The sequence below is a fragment of the Microbacterium sp. Bi128 genome (assembly GCF_918698205.1).
Window position 1 is genome coordinate 1 of sequence record NZ_CAKKMM010001480.1, and the last position, 1217, is coordinate 1217.

Annotated in this window: 1 protein-coding gene and 1 pseudogene; both read right to left on the reverse strand. The window is 69.4% G+C overall.

The genetic code is table 11. The features are described 5' to 3' along the window. Positions 1–404 (reverse strand): annotated as a pseudogene (locus LQV45_RS33835) (ribulose-phosphate 3-epimerase); the annotation flags it as partial. Positions 405–470: 66 nt separating this feature from the next. Continuing rightward, positions 471–1217: RsmB/NOP family class I SAM-dependent RNA methyltransferase (locus LQV45_RS33840; RefSeq protein WP_230012197.1), on the reverse strand; the 747-nt coding region annotated here is incomplete at its 5' end.

Below are 1217 nucleotides of genomic sequence, written 5' to 3' on the forward strand. Positions count from 1 at the left end.
ATTAACAGCAGGTCCAGTTCCGGGAGCATGTCCAGATAGGGCTCCACGGCAGTGCCCGGACGCAGCGCCATGCCGGCTTTGGACCCGCGGGCGCGCAGTTCCCGGGCGAGTTTGATCGGCGCGATCGAGGCTTCGGCGTGGAACGTCACCGAGGCCACCCCGGCGTCGGCGAAACCCGGCGCCCAGCGGTCCGCGTCGGCGATCATCAGGTGGGCGTCCAGCGGCACCGGGCTGACGGCCTGGATGCGCTGCACCACAGGCAGCCCAATGGTCAGGTTGGGCACGAAATGATTGTCCATGACGTCCACATGAACGGCATCGGCATTGCTGATACGGCGCAGTTCGGCCTCAAGGTTGACGAAGTCAGCCGAAAGGATGCTCGGGTTGATGCAGCACTGGGCCATGGATTTCCTTCTCGTTCGTACTTTGCTGGTTCGTTTTTGGTGGCAGTGCCCCAGTATCAGCGAAACTCAGGCCAACTTGCGAATCAGCGCCAGGAACATGGCGTCCGTCTGGTGCACGTGCGGCCAGAGCTGGGCGGTGAGCTCGTGCCCGGCTTCGAGGTGGCCCGTGAGGCTGACGCCGTCCAGCACGGCGCCGGCGTCGAGGAGCTCGAGGTCCTCGCGCTTGCGCAGGGCATCACTGACGACGGCGGTGGTCTCTGCCGGGTGCGGCGAACATGTCACGTACGCCACCACGCCGCCGGGCTTGACGGCGTCGATCGCGGAGTTGAGCAGCTGGCGCTGCAGCGGGCCAAGGTCCACAAGGTCCTTGGGCGTGCGCCGCCAGCGCGACTCCGGACGCCGGCGCAGGGCGCCCAGGCCGGTGCACGGGACATCCACCAGGACGCGGTCGAACGACTCCGGCTGCTCGGCGCCGATGTCGCGGCCGTCCCCGGTCCTGACCTCCCAAGCCTCCCGCGGGACCGCGGACAGGGCCTGCCGCACGAGTTTGGCACGGTGCGGGGCGGATTCGTTGGCCAGCAGGTGGGCGCCCCGCTGCCGGGCGAGGGCTCCGAGCAGGGCGGCTTTGCCGCCGGGACCGGCACAGAGATCCAGCCAGCGCTCCCCCGCGCCCCCGCCGTCCGTCCCCGCTTCGCCGCCAGAATTTGTGTCGGGGTCTGCGCTGATGTTGTTGCCGGGCCCGGCGCCGGGGGTTGTGCCGAGGTCGACGGCGGCCATGGCGCGGGCCACGAGCTGCGAACCGACGTCCTGGAC